The sequence below is a fragment of the Streptomyces sp. LUP30 genome (assembly GCF_001746365.1).
GTDB lineage: Bacteria > Actinomycetota > Actinomycetes > Streptomycetales > Streptomycetaceae > Streptomyces.
Genome location: NZ_MJAJ01000009.1, coordinates 168132 through 192251 on the forward strand (window position 1 = coordinate 168132; position 24120 = coordinate 192251).

The window sequence follows — 24120 nt, forward strand, 5'->3', positions numbered from 1 at the left end:
GGGAGCGCGTCAGCTGCCGGTTCCGGTCCAGTTCGCCGCCACATGGCCGAGCCGGACCCGCTGCGGATGGTCGCCCACCGGCACCGAGAGGACCTTCTGGCCGGTGGCGAAGTCGATCGCGGTGATCTGGTCGGCGCCGCTCTCGGAGATGACGCAGTCCTTGCCGTCGCCGCTGACCGTGGCCCAGTAGGGCTTCGAGGCGGTGACCAGCGGGCCCTCCTGGAGGGTGCCGCGGTCGACGATCGTCGCGTAGTCGTCCATCGTGCCGGCCACGCACAGCTTGCTGCCGTCGGGGCTCATCGAGAGGCCGTGATGACGCGAGTCGTTGACGAAGGTCGTGCGGTCGTCGCTGGTCGCCGGGTTCTTCGGCAGGGTCTTCGTCCGGGTGATCCGGTCCGAGGCGAGGTCGTACTCGAAGAAGCCGTTGAAGAACGAGACCTGGAAGTACAGCTTGGACTCGTCCGGCGAGAACACCGCGGGGCGTACGGCGTCGGAGTAGTCCTTGAGCCCGATCGCGTCCAGCCGCTGCCGCATGTCGATGACCTTGACCTGCTGGTACGTGGTCGCGTCGACGACGGTGATGCGGCGGTCGCCCTTGGTGAAGTCCTGCCACGGCGCGTCGAGCGAGGTGTTCACGTCGCCGATCGCCATGTTGTAGATGTACTTGCCGTCCCTGGTGAAGATGTTCTCGTGCGGCTTGTCGCCGGTCTTGAACGAACCGAGCTGCTTGCCGGTGACGATGTCCAGGACGTGCACGGTGTTCGAGATCGACGCGGAGACCGCGACCCGCTTGCCGTCGGGTGAGACGGCCATGTGGTCCGAGCGGTAACCGGACACCGGGAAGCGCCAGTTGATGTTCCCGGTGGCCAGGTCGATGGAGACGACGTCGGCGAAGCTCGGCCGGGAGACGACCACGGACGCGCCGTCCGGGGTGGTGTACATGTCGTCGACGAACTGGTCGTGTCCCTCGCCGACCCCGTTGCGGATGGCCTGGAAGTAGATCCACTTGATCGGGTCGGCGTTGATCTCCGCCATCCGGGCGGCCTTGTCGGGGATCACGTTGATCCGGCCGACCTTGGCGAAGTCACCGCCGGACTTGACGACGTCCGCGGTGCCCTCCCAGTTGTTCCCGACGAAGAGCACCTCGCGCAGGGCGGCGGCGGTCGAGGCGTCGGAGGCGGCGGTGGCGGTGGCGGCGGTCGCAGGGGCGGCGACGGTCAGGACGAGGGCGGCGGCTACGGAGCAAAGGTGCCTGGATCTGAAGGCAGGCATGCTGCTCTCTCCTCTGGGTGGCTGAAGGCGTGGGGGCAGGGCGGAAGGCCGCCCGAATCTGAACACCGATGCGTTCAGAGTTGACTTACTGGAAAGTAAGGAAGGGGTGCCCTTCGCCACAAGACTCCGTGCACGACAAAATTGGCGGCGGGGGGAGCGCGATGCGACGAGGGAGGGCCAGTGACGGGCAGGCTCAGAGCGCCGACCGGCCGTTACGGCGGCAAGTCCGCCGAGCAGCGGCAGGCCGAACGCCGGGAAAGATTCCTGGAGGCCGCACTGCGGCTCTTCGGCGGCGGGCCCGGCTACCGCGGCACCACGGTCGCGTCGCTCAGCGAGGCGGCCGGCCTGTCGACGCGCCAGTTCTACGAGGAGTTCCGCACTCTCGAGGACGTTCTGGCGGCGCTGCATCTGCAGGTCAACGACTGGGCCGAGCAAGCGGTCCTGGCCGCCTTCGCCGACGCGCAGGGCCTGCCGCTCGCCGAGCGCGTCACCGCGATCTTCCGCGCCTACGCGGCCGACGTCACCACCGACCCGCACCGGATCCGGATCACCTTCGTCGAGATCGTCGGCGTGAGCCCCCGCCTGGAGAAACAGCGCCTGGCCCGGCGCGCCCGCTGGATCGACCTGATCTGCGCCGAGGCGACGGCCGCGGCCGAGCGCGGCGAGGCGGCGCCCCGCGACTACCGCCTCGCGGCCGCCGCCTTCATCGGCAGCGTCAACGGCCTCCTGCACGACTGGAGCGCGGGCTGGGTGGACGCGACGCTGGACGAGGTGGTCGACGAACTGGTGCGCCAGCTGCTGGGGACCCTGCGACCACCGGGGTGGACCCCCGCGCCCGCCCGGGTTCTTCCTTCCGGCGGTCTCGAAAGGAAGAACCCCTAGCTCGGCCCGCCCGGCAGGTCGGCCGACAGCAGGGCCACCGCTCTCACCACGGGCCCCGCCCCGTCCTGCGCGCGTACCCGGACCCCGGGCTCGCGGGCGCGCTCGCGGATTCCGGGGGACCGGGTGGCCCGCACCAGGGCGGCGGCGAGGGCGTCGGCGGTCGGCCGGCGCAGGGGGAGTGAGGCCGGGGCCACGCCGAGCGCGACCGGACGGTCGGCCCGGAAGGCCTCGTCGAACTGGATCGGCACCGGCACCGGCACCGCGGGCACCTCGGCCCGCACGCCGGCCGCCGTGGTGCCCGCGCCGCAGTGGTGGACCACCGCCGCCGTCTCCGGGAAGAGCAGCGCGTGCGGGACGTCGTCGACGGTCAGCATGTCGTCGCCGTCCGCCATGAGAGCGGCCCGGCTGCTCTGGATCACCCCGCGCAGCCCCGCCCGGCGCAGGGCCCGGACGATCTCGGCGCTGAGGCGCCGGGGGCCGGGCACGGTAGCGCTGCCCAGGCCGGCGAAAGACCGGCGGCGCTCCCGCGTCCAGGAACTCCCGGTGCGCGGCAGGCGGCCGCGTCTCGCGGTCGTACGGCCACCAGCACCCGCTGACGTCCAGCGTCGCGCGCCAGTCCCGGGGGCGGGGACCACCGGCGGGCTGAAGCCGTGCAGGACGGGCCCGCCGGTCCGGCGCCGGACGGGCAGGGCGGGGCGCGACGGGCAGGCCCAGCCGGGCGCGTACCGTCGGCACGACCGGGGCGAAGATCTGCTCTACGGCCAGGCCGACGCCGTGCGCGGCCAGCCGGTCGCCGACCGCGCCTCAGGAGCCGCCGCCCAGCATCGGGGGCGCGAACTCCCGGGTGGGCGCGAAGGGCTGGAGGTAGAGGCCGAGGCTGGCAGGGACATGCCCTCGGCGATGGCGTGCCCCAGCGCAGCCGGCGAGGCGGACAGCCGCAGGGCGTCGCTGGACCCGGCGGCGGTCAGCAGATCGTCGGTCATCCGGCCGACCGGCGCCCTGGCCGTCCGACCCACCCGCAGCAGCTTGCCGGCACCGGTCGCACTGCGGTGCAGTCCCGGCCCTGTTCGGACTCCGGCTCGGCCCGCGGATCGAGCGGCGGCGTGTGGAAGCCCACCCCCGAGCCGGTCACCAGGGGGCGAACCGTCCATGGGTGACGAGGGTGACCTGGTGTTCCGCGCGCACCAGCGCGTGGCCCAGCCCCGTGAAAGGGGCCACGTCGCCCCGGGATCCCGCCGTCGTGATCGCCGCTCCCACGGCGGACGGTATGGCGGCGCGAGGCCCGTCGAGGGGCGAACGACCTTACGAAAAGAGCCACTTGGCCTCCGGGCTGCGGTTGTGCCACTTCTGTCTCAGCCGTTGACTTTGTCCTCCGGCGGCCCTACTTTCAGCGCGCGTCACGTTCGCTCAGTCGATCCATGTTCGATATATCGAAAGTTCGAATCCCGGAGCCGCCACATGTTCCCCCCACCACGCTCCCGCGTCCTCCGCCGTGGCAGATCCGCCGCGGCGCGGGTGCTCGCCCTGCTGTTGACGGCGACCGCCGCCCTGCTGTTCGTCCAGCCCGGCACGGCCCAGGCCGCGACCTCGCGCCAGATCGCCGTGCCGGCCGCCCCGATGGGCTGGGCCTCCTGGAACAGCTTCGCCGCGAAGATCGACTACAACGTCATCAAGCGGCAGGTCGACGCGTTCGTCGCCTCCGGCCTGCCCGCGGCCGGATACCAGTACGTCAACATCGACGAGGGCTGGTGGCAGGGCACCCGCGACAGCGCCGGGAACATCACCGTCGACCAGTCCGAGTGGCCCGGCGGCATGCAGGCCATCGCCGACTACATCCACGGCAAGGGTCTGAAGGCCGGCATCTACACCGACGCCGGCAAGGACGGCTGCGGCTACTACTACCCGACCGGCCGTCCCGCCGCTCCGGGCAGCGGCAGCGAGGGCCACTACGACCAGGACATGCTGCAGTTCTCGCAGTGGGGCTTCGACTTCGTGAAGGTCGACTGGTGCGGCGGCGACGCCGAAGGACTCGACGCGGCGACGACGTACCGGTCCATCAGCGGCGCGATCGCGAAGGCCACGGCCGCGACCGGCCGCCCGATGACCCTGTCGCTGTGCAACTGGGGCCGGCAGAACCCGTGGAACTGGGCGCCGGGCCAGGGCGCGATGTGGCGGACCAACGACGACATCATCCTGTTTGGCAACAAGCCGTCCATGACCAACCTGCTGACCAACTACGACCGCAACGTGCACCCCACCGCCCAGCACACCGGTTACTACAACGACCCGGACATGCTGATGGTCGGCATGAGCGGCTTCACCGCCGCCCAGAACCGCACCCACATGAACCTGTGGGCGATCTCCGGCGCCCCGCTCCTCGCCGGCAACGACCTCACCACGATGACGACGGAGACGGCGGACATCCTGAAGAACCCCGAGGTCGTCGCCGTCGACCAGGACGCCCGCGGTCTCCAGGGCGTCAAGGTCGCCGAGGACGGCGCCGGGCTCCAGGTGTACGGAAAGGTCCTCGCCGGCTCGGGCCGGCGGGCCGTGGTGCTGCTCAACCGCACCTCCGCCGCCGCGAACATCACCGCCCGCTGGGCCGACCTGGGGCTGACCGGCGCCTCCGCCACCGTCCGCGACCCGTGGGCCCGCGCCGACGTCGGCGCGTACGCCACCGGCTACACGGCGAACGTCCCGGCGGGGGGCTCGGTCCTGCTCACCGTCACCGGCGGCACGGAGGCGTCGAGCAGCACCTACACCGGCACGTCGGGTTTCTCGGGCGTGGTCGCCGACAGCACCGGCCTGAAGGTCGTCGACGTCGCCTACACCAACACCGCCGCCACCCCCCGCGTCGCGACCCTGAAGGTCGACGGACAGGCCGCGACGACGGTCTCCTTCCCGCCGACGGGCTCCGCCCAGGGCACGATCTCCGTGCAGGTCGCCCTGTCCAAGGGGTCCGCCAACACGCTCGCCTTCACCGGCGCCCCCACCCTCGCGGACATCACCGTCAGGCCCCTGCCCGGCACGAACGGCAGCCTCGTCGTGGGCAAGCAGTCCGGCCGCTGTCTGGACATGTTCGACTCCACCATCGCCAACGGCACGCAGGCCGAGATCTGGGACTGCAACGGCGGCTCCAACCAGGCCTGGACGTACACCTCCCGCAAGGAACTCGTGGTGTACGGCAACAAGTGCCTCGACGCCTACGACCACGGCACCGCCAACGGCACCAAGGTCGTCGTCTGGGACTGCACCGGGCAGAGCAACCAGAAGTGGAACGTCAACGGCGACGGCACGATCACCAACGTGAACGCCGGCCTGTGCCTGGACGCGAACGGGGCGGCCACGGCCAACAGGACACCGATCGTGCTGTGGTCGTGCGGCGGCGCCGACAACCAGAAATGGACCCTCGACTGACCTGACGCGGGGCTGCCGCCACCGCCTCAGGCCCCCGCCGCCCCGGTCGACGCCGTGTCCCGGGGGGCGGGGTGCGGCTCACCGGTGGCGGCCGCGTCGCGATCGCCCGGCGCGTGGAGACGGGAGAGCCGGGACAGGACGGCGGGGGCGCACTGCCCGCAGTGCGCCCCACAGCAGGGCGACGCAGACACGCCTGCCCGCCGCCGAAGCCGGCGCCGGCAGCCGGGAGCGGGCCGCACGTGACCTCCCCAGCCGTGCCGTCGCCGAAAAGGTCCAGGTCAGCCGGGAGGTGACCTGGACCCTGGCAGCCTTCCTCCCTACTCGTCCCATGCCTGGATCATGGTCTGCTCGACGATCTTGCCGTCCCGCAGCGTGATCATCGACTCGGACAGAACGCGCACGCCGTCCGCGTACCGGCAGGACTCGCTGAAGGCGGCGCGGTCGCCCTGGACGATGCACTCCTCCAGCTTGTGGGTCATGTCCCTGCTGTAGACGTCGTCCAGCATCCGGGCGATCTCGTCCCGGCCGTGCAGCGTCCTCGGGTGGCTGGGTTGTGCCTGGTGGTCGACGACGCGCAGCTCCGCGTCGTCGGCGTAGAGCGACAGCAATGTCGTCGGGGTCCGTCCTTCGATGCCCTTGCGCAGGGTCTCGGTGTCGAAGGCGGAGCCTGCCGCGGTGCCCATGGTGACCTCCTCCGAGGGCCGTGGCCAAGATGGAAGGGCGGGCCGCCGGACCCTCACCTTCGAGGCTCCTCCCGCCCGCCGGGCTCGGCAAGCGGGGCCGGGTCCCTCCGCCTGTCGGGTGAGCGCGGGCGCCCGCCCGTGTCCCCGAGGGCGTCCGCGACGTTCCTGAGGACATGATCTCCACTCGACGCATCGCCGCAATCGCCGCTCTCGCCGCCGGGGTCGCGGGCCTCGCGGCGCCCATGGCGAGCGCGGCCGACGCCCCGGCCGCCGGACAGCTCAACCCGATGACCACGCTGGACACGCTGGTCGCGGACCAGATCCCGGCCGAGCACCGGGCCGAACTCCCGCCGGTATCACGGCAGCTGGGCGAGCTCAACAAGGTGACCCAGCTCGAGCAGCTGAACGAACTGCACCAGGTCACCGACCTCGTCGCCCCGGTCACCGGGCTGCTGACCTGAGCGTCGCACCTCCCCCGCGGGGGCCGTCCGGACGACCGGGCGGCCCCCGCACCCGTTCCCCCGGGTCGTCCCGGTTCGCGGGCCCCGACTGCGGCCCCGCCGTCCCGTCCCGGATGGTCTCCTCGGGCGCACGGGCCCGGCAGGCTCAGTCGACCGTCGAGAGGAACTGGGTCGCGGCGAGCTCCGCGTAGAGCGGGTCGCCCGCCACGAGCTCGCGGTGCGTGCCCACCGCCCGGACCCGGCCCGCGTCCATGACGACGATCCGGTCGGCCATCGTGACCGTCGACAACCGGTGGGCCACCACCAGGACGGTCGTCGTGCGGGCGACGTCCGCGACGGTGTCGCGCAGCGCTGCCTCGTTCACCGCGTCCAGCTGCGAGGTCGCCTCGTCCAGCAGCAGCAGCCGGGGGCGTCGCAGCAGGGCGCGGGCGATGGCCACCCGCTGGCGCTCACCCCCGGACAGCTTGGTGCCCCGGTGCCCGACCAGCGTCTCCAGCCCCTGGGGCAGTCCGGCGACGAGGTCGTCGAGCCGGGTCGTCTTCAGCACGCTCCGCACGGCGTCGTCGTCCGCGGCGGCGTTTCCCAGCAACAGGTTGTCGCGCAGCGAGCCCGACAGGACGGGCGCGTCCTGCTCCACATAGCCGATGGAGGAGCGCAAGTGCGACAGGTCCCAGTCGGCGAGGTCGCGGCCGTCGAGGGCGATCGTGCCGGACTCGGGGTCGTAGAACCGCTCGATGAGCGAGAACACCGTGGTCTTCCCCGCGCCCGACGGTCCCACGAACGCGGTCATGCCCCGGGCTGGCACGGCGAACGTCACGCCGTGGTGGACGCGGGGCAGGTCGTCGGCGTACCGGAAACGGACGTCGGAGAAGGCCAGCGAGGCCGGTTCGGCGGCGGGCGCGGGAAGTTCCGCGGGCCGGGACACCGGTTCGGCGGGCAGCCGCAGGGCCTCCTGGATGCGGCTCAGCGCCGCGGAGCCCGTCTGGTACTGGGTGACGGCCCCCACGACCTGCTGGATCGGCGACATCAGATAGAACACGTACAGCAGGAACGCCACCAGTGTGCCGATCTGGATCGCGCCGGTCGCCACCCGCGCGCCGCCGACCGCGAGGACGGTGATGAACGCGGTCTGCATCGCCAGTCCGGCCGTGTTCCCGGCCGCGGCCGACCACTTGGCGGCCCGCACGCTCTGCCGCCAGGACTCCTCGGCCGCCGAGTGCAGCGTCGCCTCCTCACGCTCCTCGGCGCCCGACGCCTTCACCGTGCGCAACGCGCCCAGCACCCGCTCCAGCGAGGCCCCCATCACGCCCACGGCGTCCTGCGCGCGCCGGCTCGCCCGGTTGATGCGCGGCACGATCACCCCGAGGACCGTCCCCGCGCACAGGATCACGGCCAGCGTGACTCCGAGCAGCACCGGATCGACCAGGCCCATCATCACGACCGTGGCGGCCAGCGTCAGCCCGCCGGTGCCGAGGCCCACCAGGGAGTCCGTGGTGACCTCGCGCAGCAGGGTCGTGTCGGAGGTGACGCGGGCCATCAGGTCACCGGGCTCGCTGCGGTCCACGGCCGTGATCCGCAGCCGCAGCAGATACGACGACAACGCCCGCCGCGCGCCCAGCACCACCGACTCGGCCGTCCGCCGCAGCACGTACGAACCCAGCGCGCCCACCGCCGAGTTGGCGACGACCAGCGCCGTCAGGGCGAGCAACGCGCTGCTGATCGCCCGGTCATGGCCCAGGTCGTCGATCAACTTCCGTGCCACGAGCGGCAGCAGCAACCCGGTGGCGCCGGTCACGAGGGAGAGGACCGCGCCCGCGAGCAGGGCCCGGCGGTGCGGCCGCACGTAGTCGAGCAGCAGCCGCCACGGGGGCCGGTCGCCGGCGGTCGGGGCGATGGTCACGGGGCTCCTCGGGGGGTTCGGCGGAAGCCCCCAGGCTACGTCGGCCGCCGCGTGGGGCCCGGGCACGGGTTCGCAGCGCCGGCCGGCCCCGTCGCCCGTGCTCCGACCGATCAGTCACGCGTAGGGTCGGCATCGGGACGGACGTCCGTCGAAGAAAGGGGCTGCAGCATGCCGCAGGAAGTGCGCGGGGTGATCGCGCCGGGCCGTGACGAGCCGGTGCGCGTGGAGACGATCGTGATCCCGGACCCCGGTCCGGGCGAGGCCGTGGTGAAGATCCAGGCCTGTGGGGTCTGTCACACGGACCTGCACTACAAGCAGGGCGGGATCAACGACGAGTTCCCCTTCCTGCTCGGCCACGAGGCGGCCGGCGTGGTGGAGTCGGTGGGCGAGGGCGTCACGGACGTCGCGCCCGGCGACTTCGTCATCCTCAACTGGCGTGCCGTGTGCGGGCGGTGCCGGGCCTGTCTGCGCGGGCGGCCCTGGTACTGCTTCGACACCCACAACGCCGAGCAGCGGATGACCCTCACCGACGGCACCGAACTCTCCCCGGCCCTGGGCATCGGTGCGTTCGCGGAGAAGACGCTGGTGGCGGCCGGACAGTGCACCAAGGTCGACGCGTCGGTGTCGCCGGCGGTGGCGGGTCTGCTGGGCTGCGGGGTCATGGCGGGCGTCGGCGCCGCGATCAACACCGGGGCCGTCGGCCGCGGCGACTCGGTCGCGGTCATCGGCTGCGGCGGTGTCGGCGACGCGGCGATCGCGGGGTCCAGGCTGGCCGGCGCGGCGAAGATCATCGCCGTCGACATCGACGACCGCAAGCTGGAGACGGCGCGCGGCATGGGCGCCACGCACACCGTGAACTCCAAGGCGACGGACCCGGTGGAGGCGATCCGTGAACTCACCGGCGGGTTCGGCGCGGACGTGGTGATCGAGGCGGTCGGCCGCCCGGAGACCTACCGGCAGGCGTTCTACGCCCGCGACCTCGCCGGCACGGTCGTCCTGGTCGGCGTGCCCACGCCGGAGATGAAGCTCGAACTGCCCCTGCTGGACGTGTTCGGGCGCGGTGGCGCGCTGAAGTCCTCCTGGTACGGCGACTGCCTGCCCTCTCGCGACTTCCCCATGCTGATCGACCTGCATCTCCAGGGCCGGCTGGACCTCGGCGCGTTCGTGACCGAGACCATCCGACTGGACGAGATCGAGAAGGCGTTCGAGCGGATGCACCACGGGGACGTCCTGCGTTCGGTGGTGGTGCTGTGATGGCCGCGCGCATCGAACGTCTCGTCACCTCGGGGCAGTTCAGCCTCGACGGCGGCACCTGGGACGTGGACAACAACGTGTGGATCGTCGGCGACGACCACGAGGCCGTCGTCATCGACGCCGCCCACGACGCCGCGGCCATCGCCGCGGCCGTCGGGGACCGGCGGCTGACCGCCATCGTCTGCACCCACGCCCACAACGACCACGTCGGCGCCGCCCCCGCTCTCGCGGACCTCACGGGCGCGACCATCTGGCTGCACCCCGACGACCTCCCGCTGTGGAAGCTCACCCACCCCGACCGTGAGCCGGACGCCCATCTCACCGACGGTCAGGTCATCGAGGCCGCCGGCGCCGACCTCACCGTCCTGCACACCCCCGGGCACGCGCCCGGCGCGGTGTGCCTGCACGACCCGGGGCTCGGAGTGCTGTTCACCGGCGACACCCTCTTCCGGGGCGGCCCCGGCGCGACCGGCCGCTCCTACTCCCACTTCCCGACGATCATCACGTCCATCAGGGACCGGCTGCTCGCCCTCCCGGCCGAGACGCGGGTGCTCACCGGACACGGGGACGAGACCACCATCGGGGCCGAGGCGCCCCACCTGGAGGAGTGGATCGCCCGGGGGCACTGACGCGGAGACGCCGACGCGGCTCCACCCGGCCGGGTGAGAGCCGCCGAAAGGCGGCAGAAGACGTCCGGCTTTCCCTGGACCATCGAGGCGACACCACTGCCGCGAGGACACAGGAACAGGGAGGCCGGACATGTCTGGGCCGCTGGAGGACAAGGTCGCACTGGTGGCGGGGGCCACCCGGGGCGCGGGACGGGGGATCGCCGTGGAGCTGGGGGCGGCCGGCGCCACCGTGTACGTCACCGGACGCACCACCCGCGAGAGGCGCTCGGAATACGACCGCCCGGAGACGATCGAGGACACCGCCGACCTGGTCACCGAGGCGGGCGGCCGGGGCATCGCGGTCCCCACCGACCACCTCGACCCCGCCCGGGTCCGCGCCCTCGTCGATCGCATCGCACGGGAGCAGGACCGCCTCGACATCCTCGTCAACGACATCTGGGGCGGCGAGAAGCTCTTCGAGTGGGACACCCCGGTCTGGGAGCACGACCTCGACAACGGGCTGCGGTTGCTCCGCCTCGCCGTCGAGACCCACGCCGTCACCAGCCACCACGCGCTTCCGCTGCTCCTGCGCAGGCCGGGCGGCCTCGTCGTCGAGATGACCGACGGCACCGCGGAGTACAACCGCGACACCTACCGCGTGAACCTCTTCTACGACCTCGCCAAGACGTCCGTCCTGCGCATGGCGTTCGCCCTCGCCCACGAGGTCGGACCCCGCGAGGCCACCGCCGTCGCGCTCACCCCGGGCTGGATGCGCTCGGAGCTGATGCTCGACCAGTTCGGCGTGCGCGAGGACAACTGGCGCGACGCCCTCGACCGCGTCCCCCACTTCGCCATCTCCGAGACACCCCGCTTCGTCGGCCGGGCCGTCACCGCCCTCGCCGCCGACTCCGGCGTCGCCCGGTTCAACGGACAGTCCCTCTCCAGCGGCGGTCTCGCCCGGGAGTACGGCTTCACCGACCTCGACGGGAGCCGCCCGGACGCCTGGCGTTATCTGGTCGAGGTCCAGGACGCGGGAAAGCCGGCGGACACCGCCGGCTACCGCTGAGGCATCGCCCGCACGCCGTCCGCCGGGTGAGCCTGTGTCACCGCCGTCACCGCCGTCACCGCCCCGCCGGTGACGGCCGCGGCGGTCGGTCGTAGGCTGCCCGGCGGGCGCGAGCGGCGCCGGGCCGGCGGAGCGGCGGTGAAGTTCACCGTTTCGTCACAGCCTGCGTCGGCGTACAACCGCCGCCCGCGCAGAGCGGTCTACCACTGCGAGATCGACACACCATGCCAGGGAGAGGGCAGCCATGGGGGACATACGCAGACGAGGGGTCGTCGCGCTGGGGGTCACCGGACTCGTAGCGCCGCTGACGCTCGCGCTGGGCGCGGGGCCGGCGCAGGCCGCGAGCTGTACGACGCAGGCCGGGCCCTACCAGAAGCAGGTGGAGAAGTTCCTCGGCCGGCCCGTCGACGGCAGGCAGTCAGGTGCCGACTGCAGCGCCATCCGGGCCTTCCAGAACAAGCACGGCATCACGCCCAACATCGGCTACGCCGGGCCCGTCACGTGGGGCGTGATGGACCTCATGAACAAGCAGAAGGCGGTCGGCAACAAGCCCAACAAGGCAGGCACGTGCCCGACCAACAAGGGCCGGATCGCCTGTGTGAACCTCACCCTGCAGATCAGCTGGATCCAGGACGGCAGCAGGCTCGTCTACGGGCCCGTCCCCGTCCGCACCGGCCGCGACGGGTTCGAGACCCGCACCGGTCTGAAGAAGATCTACTGGCGCCACCTCAACCACGTCTCGAACATCTACAACGTGCCCATGCCGTACAGCCAGTTCTTCGACGGCGGGCAGGCCTTCCACTCGGTCGGCCTGAGCATGTGGAACCCGCCGGGCTCGCACGGCTGCGTCAACATGACGTCGACGACCGCCAAGAAGTACTGGTCCCTGCTGAAGACCGGTGACGACGTCTTCGTCTACGGCCGCAAGCCGGGCACCTGAGACCGCGCACGCTCCTGAGGCGGTCCGGGCGCCCGGCGTTCGGAGTCACGCCTCGGGGGCGTCCCCGAAGTCCGGTATGTCCAGCCGTACTCCACCCTGCCGCGCCGACTCGTGCGCGACGATGCCCGGCAGGGTGTAGCGGGCCGCGACCCAGGCGTTCACGGACGGCAGCGTGCGCGCGGCGACCGCGGTCACGAAGTCGTCCACCAGGAAGTGATGGCTGCCCTCGTGCCCGTTGTGCAGTGTGTCGAACTCCCGGGGCAGCCGTGAGCGGTCGTGCACCGGCGCCGAGCCCGACGTGAACGCGGCCCGCAGCTCGGGTGCGACGTGCCCCAGCGACGGGTCGTCGGGGGACATCGTCGGCTTGGGCTCCAGCAGCTCGCTGATGTCCTTCACGCCGTTCTTGTCCTGCCACAGAGCCACCGTCGCGAGCTGCTCCATGCTCGCCTCCGTGCCGAAGAAGCGGAAACGGGACTCGCGGATGTGGGAGGGGTAGCCCACCCGCCGGAACTCGTTCGTGCGGAACGAGCCGCCGCCCGCCACCTCGAAGAGCGCGGTGGCGTTCGAGAAGTCGTTGCCGAACCGGCTCACCTCCTTGTCGAAGACGCCGTCCCCGCGCTCGTCGACGACGCCGATCGCCGACACGCTCACCGCGTGCGTGCGCCAGGCGCCCAGCACCCCGCCCACGGAGTGCGTCGGGTACAGCAGCGGGGGATAGCTCGCGGTCGCCTTCCAGTCCTCGCCGCCGCTGTACCGGTACGCCTCGTAGAACCCCAGGTCCATGTCGTGGACGTAGTCGCCCTCCGCGTAGAAGATCCGTCCGAAGGCGCCCTCGGCGATCTGGTTGCGCGCGTGCACGGTCGCCGGGTTGTACTGGCTCGTCTCGCCCATCATGTACGTGAGCCCGGTCGCCCGGACGGCGTCGATGATCGCTGCGATCTCCTCCACGCTGATCGCCATGGGAACGGCGGAGTAGACGTGTTTGCCGGCGTTCAGGCCCTCGAGGACCAGCGGCCCGTGCGTCCAGCGCTGGGTGAAGACGGCGACCGCGTCCACCGCGTCCGACTCCAGCATCGCCTCGTACGACGGGAAGACGCCCGTGAGGCCTTCGGCGGCGGCGAGTCGCTCGGCCCGCTCGGGGAGCAGATCGGTGACGTACACGTCGCCGACGCCGGGATGGGCCAGGAACAGCCTGGCGAACTGACCGGAGAACTGTCCGGCGCCGACGATGCCGAGGGAGAACGTCATGGTGCGGGTGTCCTTCACTGGTCGGGAAGCAGGATGATCCGGCTCGGCCACTTACTTTTGAGGTGAAAGAATCCGGACGTCAAGAGGTCGGCGGGTATCCACTTCGACCGGAAACTCTGCTACCTATGGCGATCTGGATAGTTCCAGGGCAATAAGAAGTCCGGGTGGGAGTGTGATCCTCATGGCCACAGGCGCCGCCAGTTGGCTGCCGCTGAGCGCGGGGGAGCGCTCCGTCGCGATCGAGGTGCTCGTCCACGGACCGCTCTCGCGCACCGATCTGTCGCGGCGGCTGAGTCTGTCCGCGGGCAGTCTCACCCGGCTGACCAAGCCGCTGATCGAATCGGGTCTGCTGGTCGAGGCGCCCGAGGCCGGCGGCGCGGTCGAAACCCGGCAGGGCCGCCCCTCGCGACCGCTCGACGTGGTCGCCGGATCCCGCTCGTTCATCGGCTTCAAGATCACCGAGGACATGGTGTACGGCGTCGTCACCACCCTCAGAAGCGAGGTGGTGGCCCGCCGCGCCCGCCCGCTGGCCTCACGCCACCCCGCCGAGGTGGTCGAGGTGCTGGGGGAGACGGCCGACGAACTGGCCCGTGCCCACCCGGGCATCGCGGGCGTCGGCATCGGCGTGGGCGGGCTGGTCAGGGACCGCGCCGTCGTGGCGGAATCGCCCTTCCTGGGGTGGCGCGACGTCCCGCTGGCCGCCCTGGTCGAGGAGCGCACCGGGCTGCCGGTGGTCGTCGAGAACGACGTCGCCGCACTCGTGGAGTCCGAGACCTGGTTCGGCGCCGGCCGCGGCCTCGACCGCTTCGTGGTCCTCACCGTCGGCGCGGGCATCGGCTACGGGCTGGTCCTGGGCGGCCGACGGGTGCCGTGCGCGCAGGAGGACCGCGGGTTCGGCCGGCACTGGATCCTGGACCCCAACGGCCCCCTCACCCCCGACGGAGCGCGCGGCAGCGCCGTGTCCCTGCTGACCATCCCCAGCATCCGCTACCAGGTTCAGGCGGCCACCGGCCGGGAGCTGACCTACGAGGAGATCCTCGCCCTCGCCGCCGACGGCGAGCCGATGGCCGCCCGGGTGGTGGAGGAGGCGGCCCGCGGCCTGGGCGTGCTGGTCGCCCAGATCGCCAACTTCGTCATGCCGCAGAAGATCCTGCTGGCCGGCGAAGGAGTCGGCCTGATGGGCGTCGGCGGCGCGACGGTGGAGGCGACCGTCCGCGCCCACCGGCATCCGCTGGCCGCTCCCGTGACGCTGGAGACGAAGGTCTCCGACTTCCACGACTGGGCCCGCGGCGCCGCGGTGCCGGCGATCCAGGTGCTGGTGCTGGGGACGGGGCAGGCCTGAACGTCCGGCGTGCGCGGACACTCGTCCGAACGAACCGTGCCCAAGGGGTTGACAGATGGACGTGATCAGTAACACGTCCGATATGTCCGGTTCATTCGGGATGACTCACGCGGCCTTCACGTCGGACGCCCTAAGATTCACACCATGTCCACCACTGTTGAAACCCGCTCCGAGCGATCGGCTGCCGAGGTCAACGAGGAGATCCGGGCCTTGTGGTTCCGGTCGGGCGGGACACTGAGCGTCGAGCAGCGCGAGGAGTACCAGCGGCTCGTCCTGGAGTGGGCCGCCGCTCCGCAGCCCGTCCAGGCGGCCTGAGGGTCGACCCGGCGGGCCGGCCCGGCAGCCGACCGACCACGGGCCGCTCCTCGCGGCCCCGTCCTGAACTGAAGGATCCCGGGCGCAGGAGCGTCCTCCCCGCACGACCCCGGCCGCCCCTCGGCCCGCTTCTCTCTCCCCCGTGCAGTGCCTCGACCGAGGTCCGGGCAGGGTCACCCCCAGGTCGCCGAGTAGTAGCGCTGGTAGGCCTTCCGGTCCTGCTCGGCACGGAAGTACCGGGTCGCGACCAGAGCGACCATGCTGCCCGCGATGACCAGCAGCCCGGGGCCGACGTTCCTCGGGTCGGTGAGCCGGGCGGCCAGGGACACGTTCCCGCCGCCGCCCGTCACCGGCGTCGTGGTACCGGGGGAGGCGGAGCCCGGGGCGATCGCCGCCTGGGTGGGGGAGGACGTCGGCGCGGGCCCGGCCGACGACGCCTGCTTGCCGCCCTGGGCGTTGGCGGAGGGAGCCGCCACGATCAGCTGGAGGCCGCCGAGCTGTTCCAGCGCCTTCGTGACCGGCTGGAAGAACGTCGTGCCGCCCGTCTTGCAGTCGCCGCTGCCGCCGGAGGTGACGCCGAGGGCGATGCCGTCGGAGAACATCGGGCCACCGCTGTCGCCCGGTTCGGCGCACACGTTCGTCTCGATGAGCCCGCCGACCGTGCCCTCCGGATAGTTCACCGTCGCGTCCAGACCGGTGACCTGGCCGTCGTGCAGCCCGCTGGTGCTGCCGCTGCGGAACACCCGCTGGCCCACGGCCGCGTCACCGGCGCCCGTGATGCGCACCCCGTTGCCGTTGCCGATCGCCACCACGTCGGCGCCGTCGCCCGCCTTGCCGTTGGCGTACTGCACCAGGGAGAAGTCGTTGCCGGGGAAGTTGGAGTCGACCGTCTGGCCCACCTGCCGCTCGGCCTGGTTGTCGGCGAACCAGGTCGATCCGGTCGGCCCGCAGTGCCCGGCGGTGAGGATGAAGTCGCTCGTTCCGTTGGTCACGTTGAAACCGGCCGAGCAGCGCCCGCCCGTGGACAGGATGGGCTGCGCGCCGTTGATCCGGGTGGTGAACTCGCCGGTGGTGCGCTCCATGCGCACGAAGCTGCCGATCCGCGCGGCCGTGCCCGTCAGCCGTGACCAGTCGGTGGCCGACACCGTCTTGTCGGCCTGCACGACGACCTGGTTGGTGCGGTAGTCCATCACCCACGCGGTGCCGGGCACCCTGGGCGCGGACCGCAGGGTCGCCGTGGCCGATTTGAGCTCGTTCATGCTGTGCGAGACGACCTTCGGCTCGACGCCCGCCGCCCGGACGGCATCCGCCGTCTCCTTGTCGGTGACGGCGACCACCGGTCGTCCGTCGTCGGCGATCCAGGTGCCCGCGGTGCGTGCGGTGCCGAGCTTCTCGACGAGGGCCGCCCCCGGATTGGTCACGACGGGACCGGCGGCGCTGCGCACCGTCGCCTCGGTGACGGGTGGCTCGCTCGCCATGGCCGCCTGCGTGACCATGGCCCCTCCCAGGAGGAGTCCGCCGACCGCCGCCAGCCGGGTCACTCGCCGGACGGTCCGTCGTCGTACGTGCCTCATGCATGGCTCCCGAAACCCTGAACGCGCGGTCTCAACACCGCGGGGCACTCCGGTCGTTGAGCGCCCTCACCCTGGATACGTGCCGGGTCCCGGCAGCGTTCAGCCCGGAAGTGATCACCTCGCGGGCCGGCCGGACCACGAACCGAGGCTGCCCCGGTGGTGAACCATGCCGCTGCCTACACTGCGGACATGGACGAGAAGGCGATCGACCGGCTGGCCGCGGGCAAATATCTGCTGATCACCAGCTATCGGAAGAACGGGACCGGGGTCGCCACCCCCGTGTGGGTGGTGCGCGACGGCGACGCGCTCGGGGCCTGGTCGGCCGCCGACGCCTGGAAGGTCAAGCGGATCCGGGCCCGCGGCGACGTCCTCGTCGGCCCGTGCGACGTTCGCGGGAAGCCCACCGGCGCACAGGTCCCGGCGACGGCCGAGATCTGCGACGCGCAGACCACCGCCCGCTATCGCACACTGCTGGCCCGCAAGTACGGCGTCGTGGGGCGGCTCACCCTGCTCGGCAGCAGACTGCGTCGCGGCACGGACGGGACCGTGGGGATCCGCATCACGCTGTGAACGACCGGAGGGGGCACGGACCGCGCGGCCCGTGCCCCCTCCGCCCCCTTGAGCTTCTTCTCTCCGCCTCTACGCCCGGGGGCGGGGGTGGGGGCGGAGGCGGAGGTGCGCTACGGCGTGTCCACCACTGTTCCGGTCGCGGTCGGGGCGCCCGGCAGCGGCTCGCCCGACTCGTCGGTCAGGGTCAGGCGCACCGACTCCTCGGGCTCGGCCACCTGGTCCTTCACGGTCGGGATGCTGAACTCGGCGCTCGTGGCGCCGGCCGGGACTTCGGATCCCACGTACATCTCGACCTGTGACAGGGGGAGTTCCGGGTCGGGCTGCCGACCCGAGACGTTCTCCAGCCACTGCGGGTCCACGTCCTTGGTGGACAGCTCCGCGCCCCCGGTGACCGGCAACAGCCGCAGCGGGTACCACAGGGACGCCTCGGCCGGCGCGGAGAGCGAGATCCGCCAGGTCAGCGCTTCCCCCTCGGTCGCCCGGACGGCGGGCGTCAGGGTCACCGACGGCGCCGTGTCGTCGTTCAGCGCCGTGACCCCGCCCCGGTCGGAACCGACGACCGCACCGCGCACGGCCTTCACGAAGAGGTTCTGCTCCTCGTCGTTGCCGAAGAGCACGTCACCCTTCACCTCGACCGGCACGTCGATCGGTGTGGCGCCGGGCCGGACCGTCACCACCCTCTCCGTCGCCGCCCCGGTTTTGGGGTCGACCACGTAGAAGCGGGCCGTGCCGGCGCCGTGCCCCGACACCCGCACCGGCACGTGGTAGGTGCGCGCGCCGGAGTCGCCCTCCTTGACCGTGAGCCGTCCGACGTCGACGCGCGGCAGCGCCGCCGCCTTCACCGCGGGCGTGCCGGGCGCCCAGCCCCAGGCGTCCATGAACCATGCCTGCCCGGACCCCGAACGCGGAGTCAGGGACAGGGACCTGACGTGCCTGAGGTCGAGCCCGGCCCGGGTGGCGGCGGTCAGCGGCACCCGCAGCTCGCGGGCCCAGTAGGAGGCCGTACGGGACGAGCCGGGCAGCCCGTCGACGGTGATCCGGCCGAGGTCGGCGCGGCGGCCCGCGGAGTCGGTGACGGCCACGTCCAGCGCGGTGCCGGCGGTGTTCGGCGGTACGAACACCCGCAGCGCCAGGCTCCTTGCGCCGGCGAGGGAGACCGGTGCGGTGGACGTGATCTTCGTCGGCCCGCCCGGTGCGGACCAGCGCATGGCGACCGCGCTCTTGGCGCTGTCCGTGTCCAGGTCCCACCATCCGAAGTGCGGTGACATCCCCAGGGCGTCCTCGCCCAGGCAGGCCTTGGCCGGGTCGGAGTCGGCCCGGCACACGCGGCCGCCGGTCACCTTCACCCCGCCGTCCGGCAGGAAGCCGCCCGAGCGCCGGGCGCCCACCGCGTGCGTCAGGACGCGGGCCGGGTCGGCGGAGGGCGCGCGCCGTCCGGTGCCGTCGAGCAGCGGGCGCACCCGGTCGTCGCCGCCGACGAACAGCCGGGCGGCCGCCGCGATGTAGGTCGTGCCGGCCTGGTGCTGCTGGTCGGCGCTCAGCCGGGTCGGGGCGCTCGTCGAGCAGACCCCGTCCGGCTCCTGCGGGGAGTCGTAGAAGTCGTCGGAGGCCGGGGCCTCGGCCTTGCCGGGGGTCCACTCGCTGTTGAAGAAGTTGTGGTTGGCGCCGATCACGTACACGGCGCTGTGCAGGGCGGTTCCGCGACTGACGCCGCGCGTTCCGTCGAGGTAGGTCTCGCCCTCGAGGTCGGAGACGTCGCCGTCGCAGCCGGGCAGGATGCTCACGGACGGCACGTCGGCGACCGGATTCTGGCCGAAGATCGTCGGTCCGACGAGCACCGTTCCGCGGATCTTCCAGCGGACCGGGCCCCGGTAGCCGTCCTGGGCGGCCGGCGGCGGGTAGAGGCTGTCCATCGCCGCCCGGTTGACGCCCTCGCCGCCGCGTGAGTGGCCGACGAGCAGGACCTTGGAGAGGTCGGCCCGGGGGGCCTCGCGCACCGCGGCCGGGGCGCCGCCCGGATGGGCGGCCCACTCGGCCCATCGGGCGAGGTGCAGGCGGACCAGGGAGGAGCGGCCTTGAGCGCCGGCGTCCTCGACCGCCCCGTCCTGGCCGTTGATGCCGTTGGCCGAGATCGAGACGGTGACGTACCCCTGGGAGGCGAGCAGCCGCTGGTCCTTGAGGTAGCCCTTGTAGCTGGGGACCTCCTTCGTGCCCGCGGGGCAGGGCCAGTCGATGTTGACGTCGTCCTCGGCGCCCGGCTTGTAGCAGGTGACGTGACGGCCGTGCAGGAACAGCGCGAGCGGCCGCTTGCCGGTGGCGCCCTTCGGCGCGACCACCACGGCCCGCATCTCGACGGGCTGGGCGTAGCCCGGCAGCCTCACCGGGGGCAGCTCGTACTCGCCGGACAGCGTGCGGTACGAGCCGGGCCTGCCGGGGTCCACGGAGTTCGCCGGGAGCCGGGCGGGGAGTTGCGGGGCGGTGCGCGAACGCTGGTTCCTCCGGGCGGAGTCGGCGGCGGGCGCGTCCAGTCGGCGTCCGCTCGCGAGAACCCGCAGGTCCTTCAGGGGGGCGCCGCCGACGGCGGCGAGCGAAAGCCGGAACGTGCGGCCGTCCCTGCCCGGTTGCGGTACGCCGAGCAGTCGGTCGCCCGCGTGGAACTCCACACGGGCGTCGCCGACGGGCACGGGCCGGGGCGAGCGCCACACCAGTTCCCGGGCGGCGCCCTCGCCGGCGACCCGCCACCCCGACGGCAGTGCGCTGTCGGCGGGCGTGGTCAACGGCCTTGTCTCGGACGGTTGTCGGGCTTGTGCCAGTCCCGGTGTTCCCGCCAGGGCCGCGAGCGCGGCCACGGCGGTGACACCTATTCGCCGGGCACGGATCAAGGTCCACTCCTCAACACTCGGAGCGCGGGGGCCCCGTCCGTACCGGGAGCCCCTCGCATTCCGAAGGAAGGGAAAGCGGAACTGTGGGTTGCCTGTGTCGGCGGACTCCGTCCGCACCAGGACATGAATCCGGACACCGGCACGACACGGCCCGCCCGCGCCGTCGGCCGGGGGAGGGGCTGTGCGGCCTCGGGGCGCCGGGCAGCCTCGGCCTGGGACCCGAACCCGGACCCGGACCCGAACCCGGACCGGGACGGCCGGACCCGGACGATGGTCCGGCCGGGGAATCTAGTGCCAGGCCCGGTACGGCTCGTCGAGGAGTTGGAAGACCGGCTCGCCCCGCACCGGGTCCTTGACGGTGGACAGGCGGACACGGTCGCCGCTGTGGATGCCGATGAGCGGGCCCATGACCCGACCGCGGACGACGAACCCCTCGGCCATCTCGACGAGCGACACGTTGCGCGCGGCGGGGGTGTTGCGGTGCACCACGGTGGCGTGGCGCACCGTGCCGGTGCCCTCGCTGCGCTCGGTGCGCAGGTCGCTGCCCTGGCAGACCGGACACAGGAGACGGTGGTACATGGCGGTGCCGCACCAGGTGCAGCGCTGGAAGAGGATCGCGTCGCCGTCGGCGCTCGCGCGGTCGAGGAGGCCCGCCGCGGAGCCGGCGGCCTGCTGGACGACGTTTCCTGAGTGGTGGTACACGCGGGTCAACTCCCTGCACTCGGCCGGAAACCACGTGCGCGGGTCACCCGTGCACGGACGTGCCCGGTCGACCGTGCCACCGTGCACGCCCCACAGAGTATGGCACTCAGTGCCACGCGTAAAGGCACTGCGTACCCCCAAAAATGAGGGTGCTCCGGCGGTCACTCGCGCCCGAGGGTCGTCTCGATCTCCTGCACCACCCGCCACAGAGGGGCCCCACGCCGGGAGACGACGACCACGACGTCCTCGGGGTGTTCGACGCCGTCCCGCCACGGTTTCCCGGTCTCCCCCGGCCGCTCGTCGACGGACGGCGCCGACGGCGAGCCGAACGCGGACTGCACATAGCCCAGCGCGTGGTCCACGGTCGCGGTCGCCTCGCCCGCTCCGTCCGAACGCAGCCAGGAGCGCAGCGCGTTGTTGTGGGCGGCGACCACCGCGGCCGCGATCACGTCGGCCCGGAGGTCCCCGTCGCGCCGGCCCGCGAAGCGGCCCCGCAGATACTCGGCGAGGGCGCGCTCGTACCGCCACACCACGGAGAGCTCGTACGCGCGCAGCCCGGGCACCTGCTTGGTGAGCCGGTAGCGCTGCACGGAGAAGGAGGGGTTCTCCGCGTACATCAGCAGGACCAGCCGGGCGGCGTCGCAGACGCGTCGTACCGGCTCGTGCTCCGGCCGGCTCGCGGCGAGGAAGGCGGTCATGTCGGCCAGGCACCGCTCGTGGTCGGGGAAGACCACGTCGTCCTTCGAGGGGAAGTAGCGGAAGAACGACCGACGGCCGACCCCCGCGAGCGTCACGATGTCGTCGACGGTGGTCTGCTCGTAGCCCCGTTCCAGGAACAGCCGGAAGGCCGCCGCCACCAGGGCGTCCCGCATCGGCGGCTTGGCCTCCGCCTTGTCAGTGGCGCTCATGCACGGAACGTAACACCTGTGACGACGCCATGGCACTCGGTTCCCTCGAGCGGGGAACCGAGTGCCGGACAGGCGGCCGTCGGCGTCAGATCCGCTCCGCGGCCTCGACGACGTTGGTGAGCAGCATCGCCCGGGTCATCGGACCGACCCCGCCGATCGGCGGCGCGAAGGACCCGGCGACATCGCTCACGTCCGGGTGCACGTCGCCGAGGATGCCCTCGACCGTGCGGGTCAGACCCACGGACAGCACCGTCGCACCCGGCTTGATCCAGTCGGGCCGGACCATGTGCGCGACCCCGGCCGCGGCCACCACCACGTCCGCCTCCCGGGCGTGCGCGGCCGTGTCCTGGGTGGCCTCGTGGCACAGGGTGACCGTGGCGTGCTCGGTGCTCCGGGTCAGCATCAGCCCCAGCGGCCGGCCCACGGTGACCCCGCAGCCGATGACGCAGAACTGCTGGCCCGTGATCGGCACATGGTTGCGGCGCAGCAGGTCGATGATCCCGCGCGGGGTGCAGGGCAGCGGGCCGGGGATGCCCAGGACCAGTCGGCCCAGGTTCGTCGGGTGGAGACCGTCGGCGTCCTTGACCGGGTCGATCAGCTCCAGCACGGCGTGGGTGTCGATGTGGGCGGGCAGCGGGAGCTGCACGATGAAGCCGGTGCACGCCGGGTCGGCGTTCAGCCGCAGCACGGCGGCCTCCACGTCGGCCTGGGAGGCGTCGGCGGGCAGTTCCACCCGGATCGAGGCGATGCCGACCTGCGCGCAGTCGCGGTGCTTGCCGCCGACGTAGGAACGGCTGCCCGCGTCGTCGCCGACGAGGATCGTGCCGAGCCCCGGGGTGACACCGCGCTCCCTCAACGCCTGGACGCGCAGGGCGAGTTCGCTCTTGATGTCGGCCGCGGCGGCCTTGCCGTCGAGAAGTGTTGCGGTGGTCACGGGAGTCGACGAGCCCTTCGGGAGAAGACGACGGTCCGTTCATCGTACGACCCCTTCGCCCACTGCCGACCAGGAGTCCCACCGGCCGCAGCCGTCCCGCCCGGACCGGCGTCGTCCTCTGACGTAACCTTTCCGCACCGCTTCGCAGCCGCTTCCGGAGACCTGTACGCCCGCCGCCCGCCCCCGTCTCCTCCACGTCACCGACCGGGCGCGCGGGCGCCGCTACGGCGACGAGGACGTCTTCCTCGCCTCCCGCCTGCGCGCGGACTTCGACCTCGCCCTGTGCCATCCGCTGGACGCGGCAGCCCTGATGCACGCCTTCGACGGCGTGGCCGTCCGCAACAGCGGCCCGGTCCTCGGCTACCGGAGGGAGTACGACGCGTTCCGGGAGGAGGCGCTGCGCGAGGGCGTCCGCGTCCACAACCCGCTGACCGGCCGAGCCGACATGCTCGCCAGGCAGTACCTCCTCGATCCGAGCGCCGAGGGCTACCCGGTGATCCCGACCGTCGACCGCGCCGAGGACCCGCACCCGGACCGCCGCCGACGGCTCGAACCGTACGCGCCCACCGTGCGCGACCTGGAGTTCGCCCGTCGCTTCGTCGACCGGAACGACCTCGCGCACGGCATCCAGCGCGTCGGCGCCTGCCGCGCCCCGACGGGGAACTGCTCCTGGTGGAGCTGGAGGACCTCGACCCCTACCTGTCGCCGGACGCCCTCGACGACGACGGACGGGGACGCCTTCGTCGCCGCCACGGCCCGCTCGCTGCGCCGCTTCCCCGCAGGGTGAACCCCGCGGCCCGCCCGCCCGTATCTCTCCCGGGGGACCCACGGGAGGGAGACGAGCGTGCCGACACCGGAGGAACCCGGGCAGCCGCGCGAACGACAGGTCCTGGAACCCATCCGGGTCCTGCGACCGCGCAACACCGACGCCCTCGCGGAGATGATCCGCGAGATGACCGAGCCGGACCGGGACGCCGACGCCTATGAGGCGATCCCGCTGCCGCGGGAGCGGACCGGGGGCGAGGCGGAGACGGAGGAGCTCCCGCCGGTGCGCCCGCGCACGGCGACCGCGACAGCGCCTCGCGGCGGCGCGGACTGGGCGGGCGAGCGCGGCGGTCGCCGCCCCGCGCCCGCGCCCGGCGGCGGCCGGACGGAACCCGGC

Annotated in this window: 21 protein-coding genes and 2 pseudogenes; 12 read left to right on the forward strand and 11 right to left on the reverse strand. The window is 72.5% G+C overall.

The window, feature by feature from the left end; genetic code table 11:
* Positions 1 to 9 precede the first annotated feature (9 nt).
* A complete protein-coding gene (locus BG482_RS11115) occupies positions 10 to 1272 on the reverse strand; it encodes a YncE family protein (protein WP_069768780.1) in 1263 nt (420 codons plus the stop codon).
* A gap of 180 nt (positions 1273 to 1452) precedes the next feature.
* Here BG482_RS11115 and BG482_RS11120 point away from each other — a divergent pair, with 180 nt between their 5' ends.
* Positions 1453 to 2154 carry a TetR/AcrR family transcriptional regulator gene (locus BG482_RS11120; protein WP_069768781.1) on the forward strand — a complete coding sequence of 234 codons (702 nt, stop codon included), beginning with the start codon at positions 1453 to 1455 and terminating at the stop codon, positions 2152 to 2154.
* On the opposite strand, the gene BG482_RS46090 is transcribed toward BG482_RS11120, so the two are convergent.
* Both BG482_RS46090 and BG482_RS46095 read right to left on the reverse strand, forming a co-directional pair.
* Entirely contained in the window at positions 2151 to 2639 is a 489-nt protein-coding gene (locus BG482_RS46090) for a glycosyltransferase (protein WP_370745772.1), read from the reverse strand. The genes BG482_RS11120 and BG482_RS46090 overlap by 4 nt on opposite strands.
* A 643-nt stretch (positions 2640 to 3282) precedes the next feature.
* Positions 3283 to 3372, reverse strand: a complete 90-nt coding sequence (locus BG482_RS46095) for a hypothetical protein (RefSeq protein WP_370745773.1) — start codon at positions 3370 to 3372, stop codon at positions 3283 to 3285.
* 240 nt (positions 3373 to 3612) lie between these two features.
* Here BG482_RS46095 and BG482_RS11130 point away from each other — a divergent pair, with 240 nt between their 5' ends.
* The gene (locus BG482_RS11130) at positions 3613 to 5571 is read left to right on the forward strand and encodes a ricin-type beta-trefoil lectin domain protein (RefSeq protein ID WP_079141738.1); all 1959 of its coding nucleotides are present in this window, start codon (positions 3613 to 3615) and stop codon (positions 5569 to 5571) included.
* A gap of 317 nt (positions 5572 to 5888) precedes the next feature.
* Here the strand turns inward: BG482_RS11130 and BG482_RS11135 are convergent, their stop codons facing one another.
* A complete protein-coding gene (locus tag BG482_RS11135) occupies positions 5889 to 6254 on the reverse strand; it encodes a nuclear transport factor 2 family protein (RefSeq protein WP_069768782.1) in 366 nt (121 codons plus the stop codon).
* A gap of 173 nt (positions 6255 to 6427) precedes the next feature.
* Here BG482_RS11135 and BG482_RS11140 point away from each other — a divergent pair, with 173 nt between their 5' ends.
* The gene (locus BG482_RS11140) at positions 6428 to 6715 is read left to right on the forward strand and encodes a hypothetical protein (protein WP_069768783.1); all 288 of its coding nucleotides are present in this window, start codon (positions 6428 to 6430) and stop codon (positions 6713 to 6715) included.
* Between the two features lie 145 nt (positions 6716 to 6860).
* Here the strand turns inward: BG482_RS11140 and BG482_RS11145 are convergent, their stop codons facing one another.
* A complete protein-coding gene (locus BG482_RS11145) occupies positions 6861 to 8615 on the reverse strand; it encodes an ABC transporter ATP-binding protein (RefSeq protein WP_069768784.1) in 1755 nt (584 codons plus the stop codon).
* A gap of 168 nt (positions 8616 to 8783) precedes the next feature.
* Between BG482_RS11145 and BG482_RS11150 the strand changes: the two genes are divergently transcribed.
* The 4 genes from BG482_RS11150 to BG482_RS11165 all read left to right on the forward strand — a co-directional run bounded on the left by BG482_RS11150 (position 8784) and on the right by BG482_RS11165 (position 12483).
* The gene (locus tag BG482_RS11150; RefSeq protein WP_069768785.1) at positions 8784 to 9869 is read left to right on the forward strand and encodes an S-(hydroxymethyl)mycothiol dehydrogenase; all 1086 of its coding nucleotides are present in this window, start codon (positions 8784 to 8786) and stop codon (positions 9867 to 9869) included.
* Positions 9869 to 10498 (forward strand): MBL fold metallo-hydrolase, encoded by a 630-nt coding sequence (locus tag BG482_RS11155; protein ID WP_069768786.1) that lies wholly within the window; start codon positions 9869 to 9871, stop codon positions 10496 to 10498. The genes BG482_RS11150 and BG482_RS11155 overlap by 1 nt, the downstream gene beginning before the upstream one ends.
* Positions 10499 to 10628: 130 nt before the next feature.
* On the forward strand, positions 10629 to 11543 hold the full coding sequence (locus BG482_RS11160; protein WP_069768787.1) for an SDR family oxidoreductase: 915 nt from the start codon (positions 10629 to 10631) through the stop codon (positions 11541 to 11543).
* 244 nt (positions 11544 to 11787) lie between these two features.
* Positions 11788 to 12483, forward strand: coding sequence for a L,D-transpeptidase family protein (locus BG482_RS11165; RefSeq protein WP_069768788.1), 696 nt, complete (start codon positions 11788 to 11790; stop codon positions 12481 to 12483).
* 45 nt (positions 12484 to 12528) lie between these two features.
* Here the strand turns inward: BG482_RS11165 and BG482_RS11170 are convergent, their stop codons facing one another.
* Positions 12529 to 13731 (reverse strand): Gfo/Idh/MocA family protein, encoded by a 1203-nt coding sequence (locus BG482_RS11170; protein WP_069768789.1) that lies wholly within the window; start codon positions 13729 to 13731, stop codon positions 12529 to 12531.
* Between the two features lie 181 nt (positions 13732 to 13912).
* Between BG482_RS11170 and BG482_RS11175 the strand changes: the two genes are divergently transcribed.
* On the forward strand, positions 13913 to 15073 hold the full coding sequence (locus BG482_RS11175) for an ROK family transcriptional regulator (RefSeq protein ID WP_069768790.1): 1161 nt from the start codon (positions 13913 to 13915) through the stop codon (positions 15071 to 15073).
* 144 nt (positions 15074 to 15217) lie between these two features.
* On the forward strand, positions 15218 to 15388 hold the full coding sequence (locus BG482_RS42490; RefSeq protein WP_107450491.1) for a hypothetical protein: 171 nt from the start codon (positions 15218 to 15220) through the stop codon (positions 15386 to 15388).
* Between the two features lie 173 nt (positions 15389 to 15561).
* Here BG482_RS42490 and BG482_RS11180 read toward each other — a convergent pair whose 3' ends face one another.
* A complete protein-coding gene (locus BG482_RS11180) occupies positions 15562 to 16962 on the reverse strand; it encodes a S1 family peptidase (protein WP_069768791.1) in 1401 nt (466 codons plus the stop codon).
* A 189-nt stretch (positions 16963 to 17151) separates the two neighbouring features.
* Here BG482_RS11180 and BG482_RS11185 point away from each other — a divergent pair, with 189 nt between their 5' ends.
* Positions 17152 to 17532: a PPOX class F420-dependent oxidoreductase gene (locus BG482_RS11185; protein ID WP_069768792.1), complete on the forward strand. Its 381-nt coding sequence runs from the start codon at positions 17152 to 17154 to the stop codon at positions 17530 to 17532.
* A gap of 110 nt (positions 17533 to 17642) precedes the next feature.
* Here the strand turns inward: BG482_RS11185 and BG482_RS11190 are convergent, their stop codons facing one another.
* The 4 genes from BG482_RS11190 to BG482_RS11205 all read right to left on the reverse strand — a co-directional run bounded on the left by BG482_RS11190 (position 17643) and on the right by BG482_RS11205 (position 22958).
* Entirely contained in the window at positions 17643 to 20414 is a 2772-nt protein-coding gene (locus BG482_RS11190) for a S9 family peptidase (RefSeq protein WP_069768793.1), read from the reverse strand.
* Between the two features lie 288 nt (positions 20415 to 20702).
* Positions 20703 to 21116: a Zn-ribbon domain-containing OB-fold protein gene (locus tag BG482_RS11195; RefSeq protein WP_069768794.1), complete on the reverse strand. Its 414-nt coding sequence runs from the start codon at positions 21114 to 21116 to the stop codon at positions 20703 to 20705.
* Between the two features lie 161 nt (positions 21117 to 21277).
* Positions 21278 to 21988, reverse strand: coding sequence for a TetR family transcriptional regulator (locus BG482_RS11200; RefSeq protein WP_176741349.1), 711 nt, complete (start codon positions 21986 to 21988; stop codon positions 21278 to 21280).
* 121 nt (positions 21989 to 22109) lie between these two features.
* On the reverse strand, positions 22110 to 22958 hold the full coding sequence (locus BG482_RS11205; protein WP_069768796.1) for a bifunctional methylenetetrahydrofolate dehydrogenase/methenyltetrahydrofolate cyclohydrolase: 849 nt from the start codon (positions 22956 to 22958) through the stop codon (positions 22110 to 22112).
* A gap of 169 nt (positions 22959 to 23127) precedes the next feature.
* On the opposite strand from BG482_RS11205, the pseudogene BG482_RS11210 reads away from it, so the two are divergent.
* Both BG482_RS11210 and BG482_RS11215 read left to right on the forward strand, forming a co-directional pair.
* Positions 23128 to 23745 (forward strand): annotated as a pseudogene (locus BG482_RS11210) (hypothetical protein); the annotation flags it as partial.
* A 57-nt stretch (positions 23746 to 23802) separates the two neighbouring features.
* A pseudogene (locus BG482_RS11215) lies at positions 23803 to 24120 on the forward strand (peptidoglycan-binding protein); the annotation flags it as partial.

Excerpts from the sequence above, each read along its gene's own strand:
- BG482_RS11155 (WP_069768786.1), top strand. The coding sequence starts at position 9,869 with ATGGCCGCGCGCATCGAACGTCTCGTCACCTCGGGGCAGTTCAGCCTC.
- BG482_RS11115 (WP_069768780.1), bottom strand. The coding sequence starts at position 1,272 with ATGCCTGCCTTCAGATCCAGGCACCTTTGCTCCGTAGCCGCCGCCCTC.
- BG482_RS11170 (WP_069768789.1), bottom strand. The coding sequence starts at position 13,731 with ATGACGTTCTCCCTCGGCATCGTCGGCGCCGGACAGTTCTCCGGTCAG.
- BG482_RS11130 (WP_079141738.1), top strand. The coding sequence starts at position 3,613 with ATGTTCCCCCCACCACGCTCCCGCGTCCTCCGCCGTGGCAGATCCGCC.
- BG482_RS42490 (WP_107450491.1), top strand. The coding sequence starts at position 15,218 with ATGTCCACCACTGTTGAAACCCGCTCCGAGCGATCGGCTGCCGAGGTC.
- BG482_RS11180 (WP_069768791.1), bottom strand. The coding sequence starts at position 16,962 with ATGAGGCACGTACGACGACGGACCGTCCGGCGAGTGACCCGGCTGGCG.
- BG482_RS11135 (WP_069768782.1), bottom strand. The coding sequence starts at position 6,254 with ATGGGCACCGCGGCAGGCTCCGCCTTCGACACCGAGACCCTGCGCAAG.
- BG482_RS11200 (WP_176741349.1), bottom strand. The coding sequence starts at position 21,988 with ATGCGGGACGCCCTGGTGGCGGCGGCCTTCCGGCTGTTCCTGGAACGG.
- BG482_RS11175 (WP_069768790.1), top strand. The coding sequence starts at position 13,913 with ATGGCCACAGGCGCCGCCAGTTGGCTGCCGCTGAGCGCGGGGGAGCGC.
- BG482_RS11160 (WP_069768787.1), top strand. The coding sequence starts at position 10,629 with ATGTCTGGGCCGCTGGAGGACAAGGTCGCACTGGTGGCGGGGGCCACC.
- BG482_RS11140 (WP_069768783.1), top strand. The coding sequence starts at position 6,428 with ATGATCTCCACTCGACGCATCGCCGCAATCGCCGCTCTCGCCGCCGGG.
- BG482_RS11185 (WP_069768792.1), top strand. The coding sequence starts at position 17,152 with ATGGACGAGAAGGCGATCGACCGGCTGGCCGCGGGCAAATATCTGCTG.
- BG482_RS11165 (WP_069768788.1), top strand. The coding sequence starts at position 11,788 with ATGGGGGACATACGCAGACGAGGGGTCGTCGCGCTGGGGGTCACCGGA.
- BG482_RS11150 (WP_069768785.1), top strand. The coding sequence starts at position 8,784 with ATGCCGCAGGAAGTGCGCGGGGTGATCGCGCCGGGCCGTGACGAGCCG.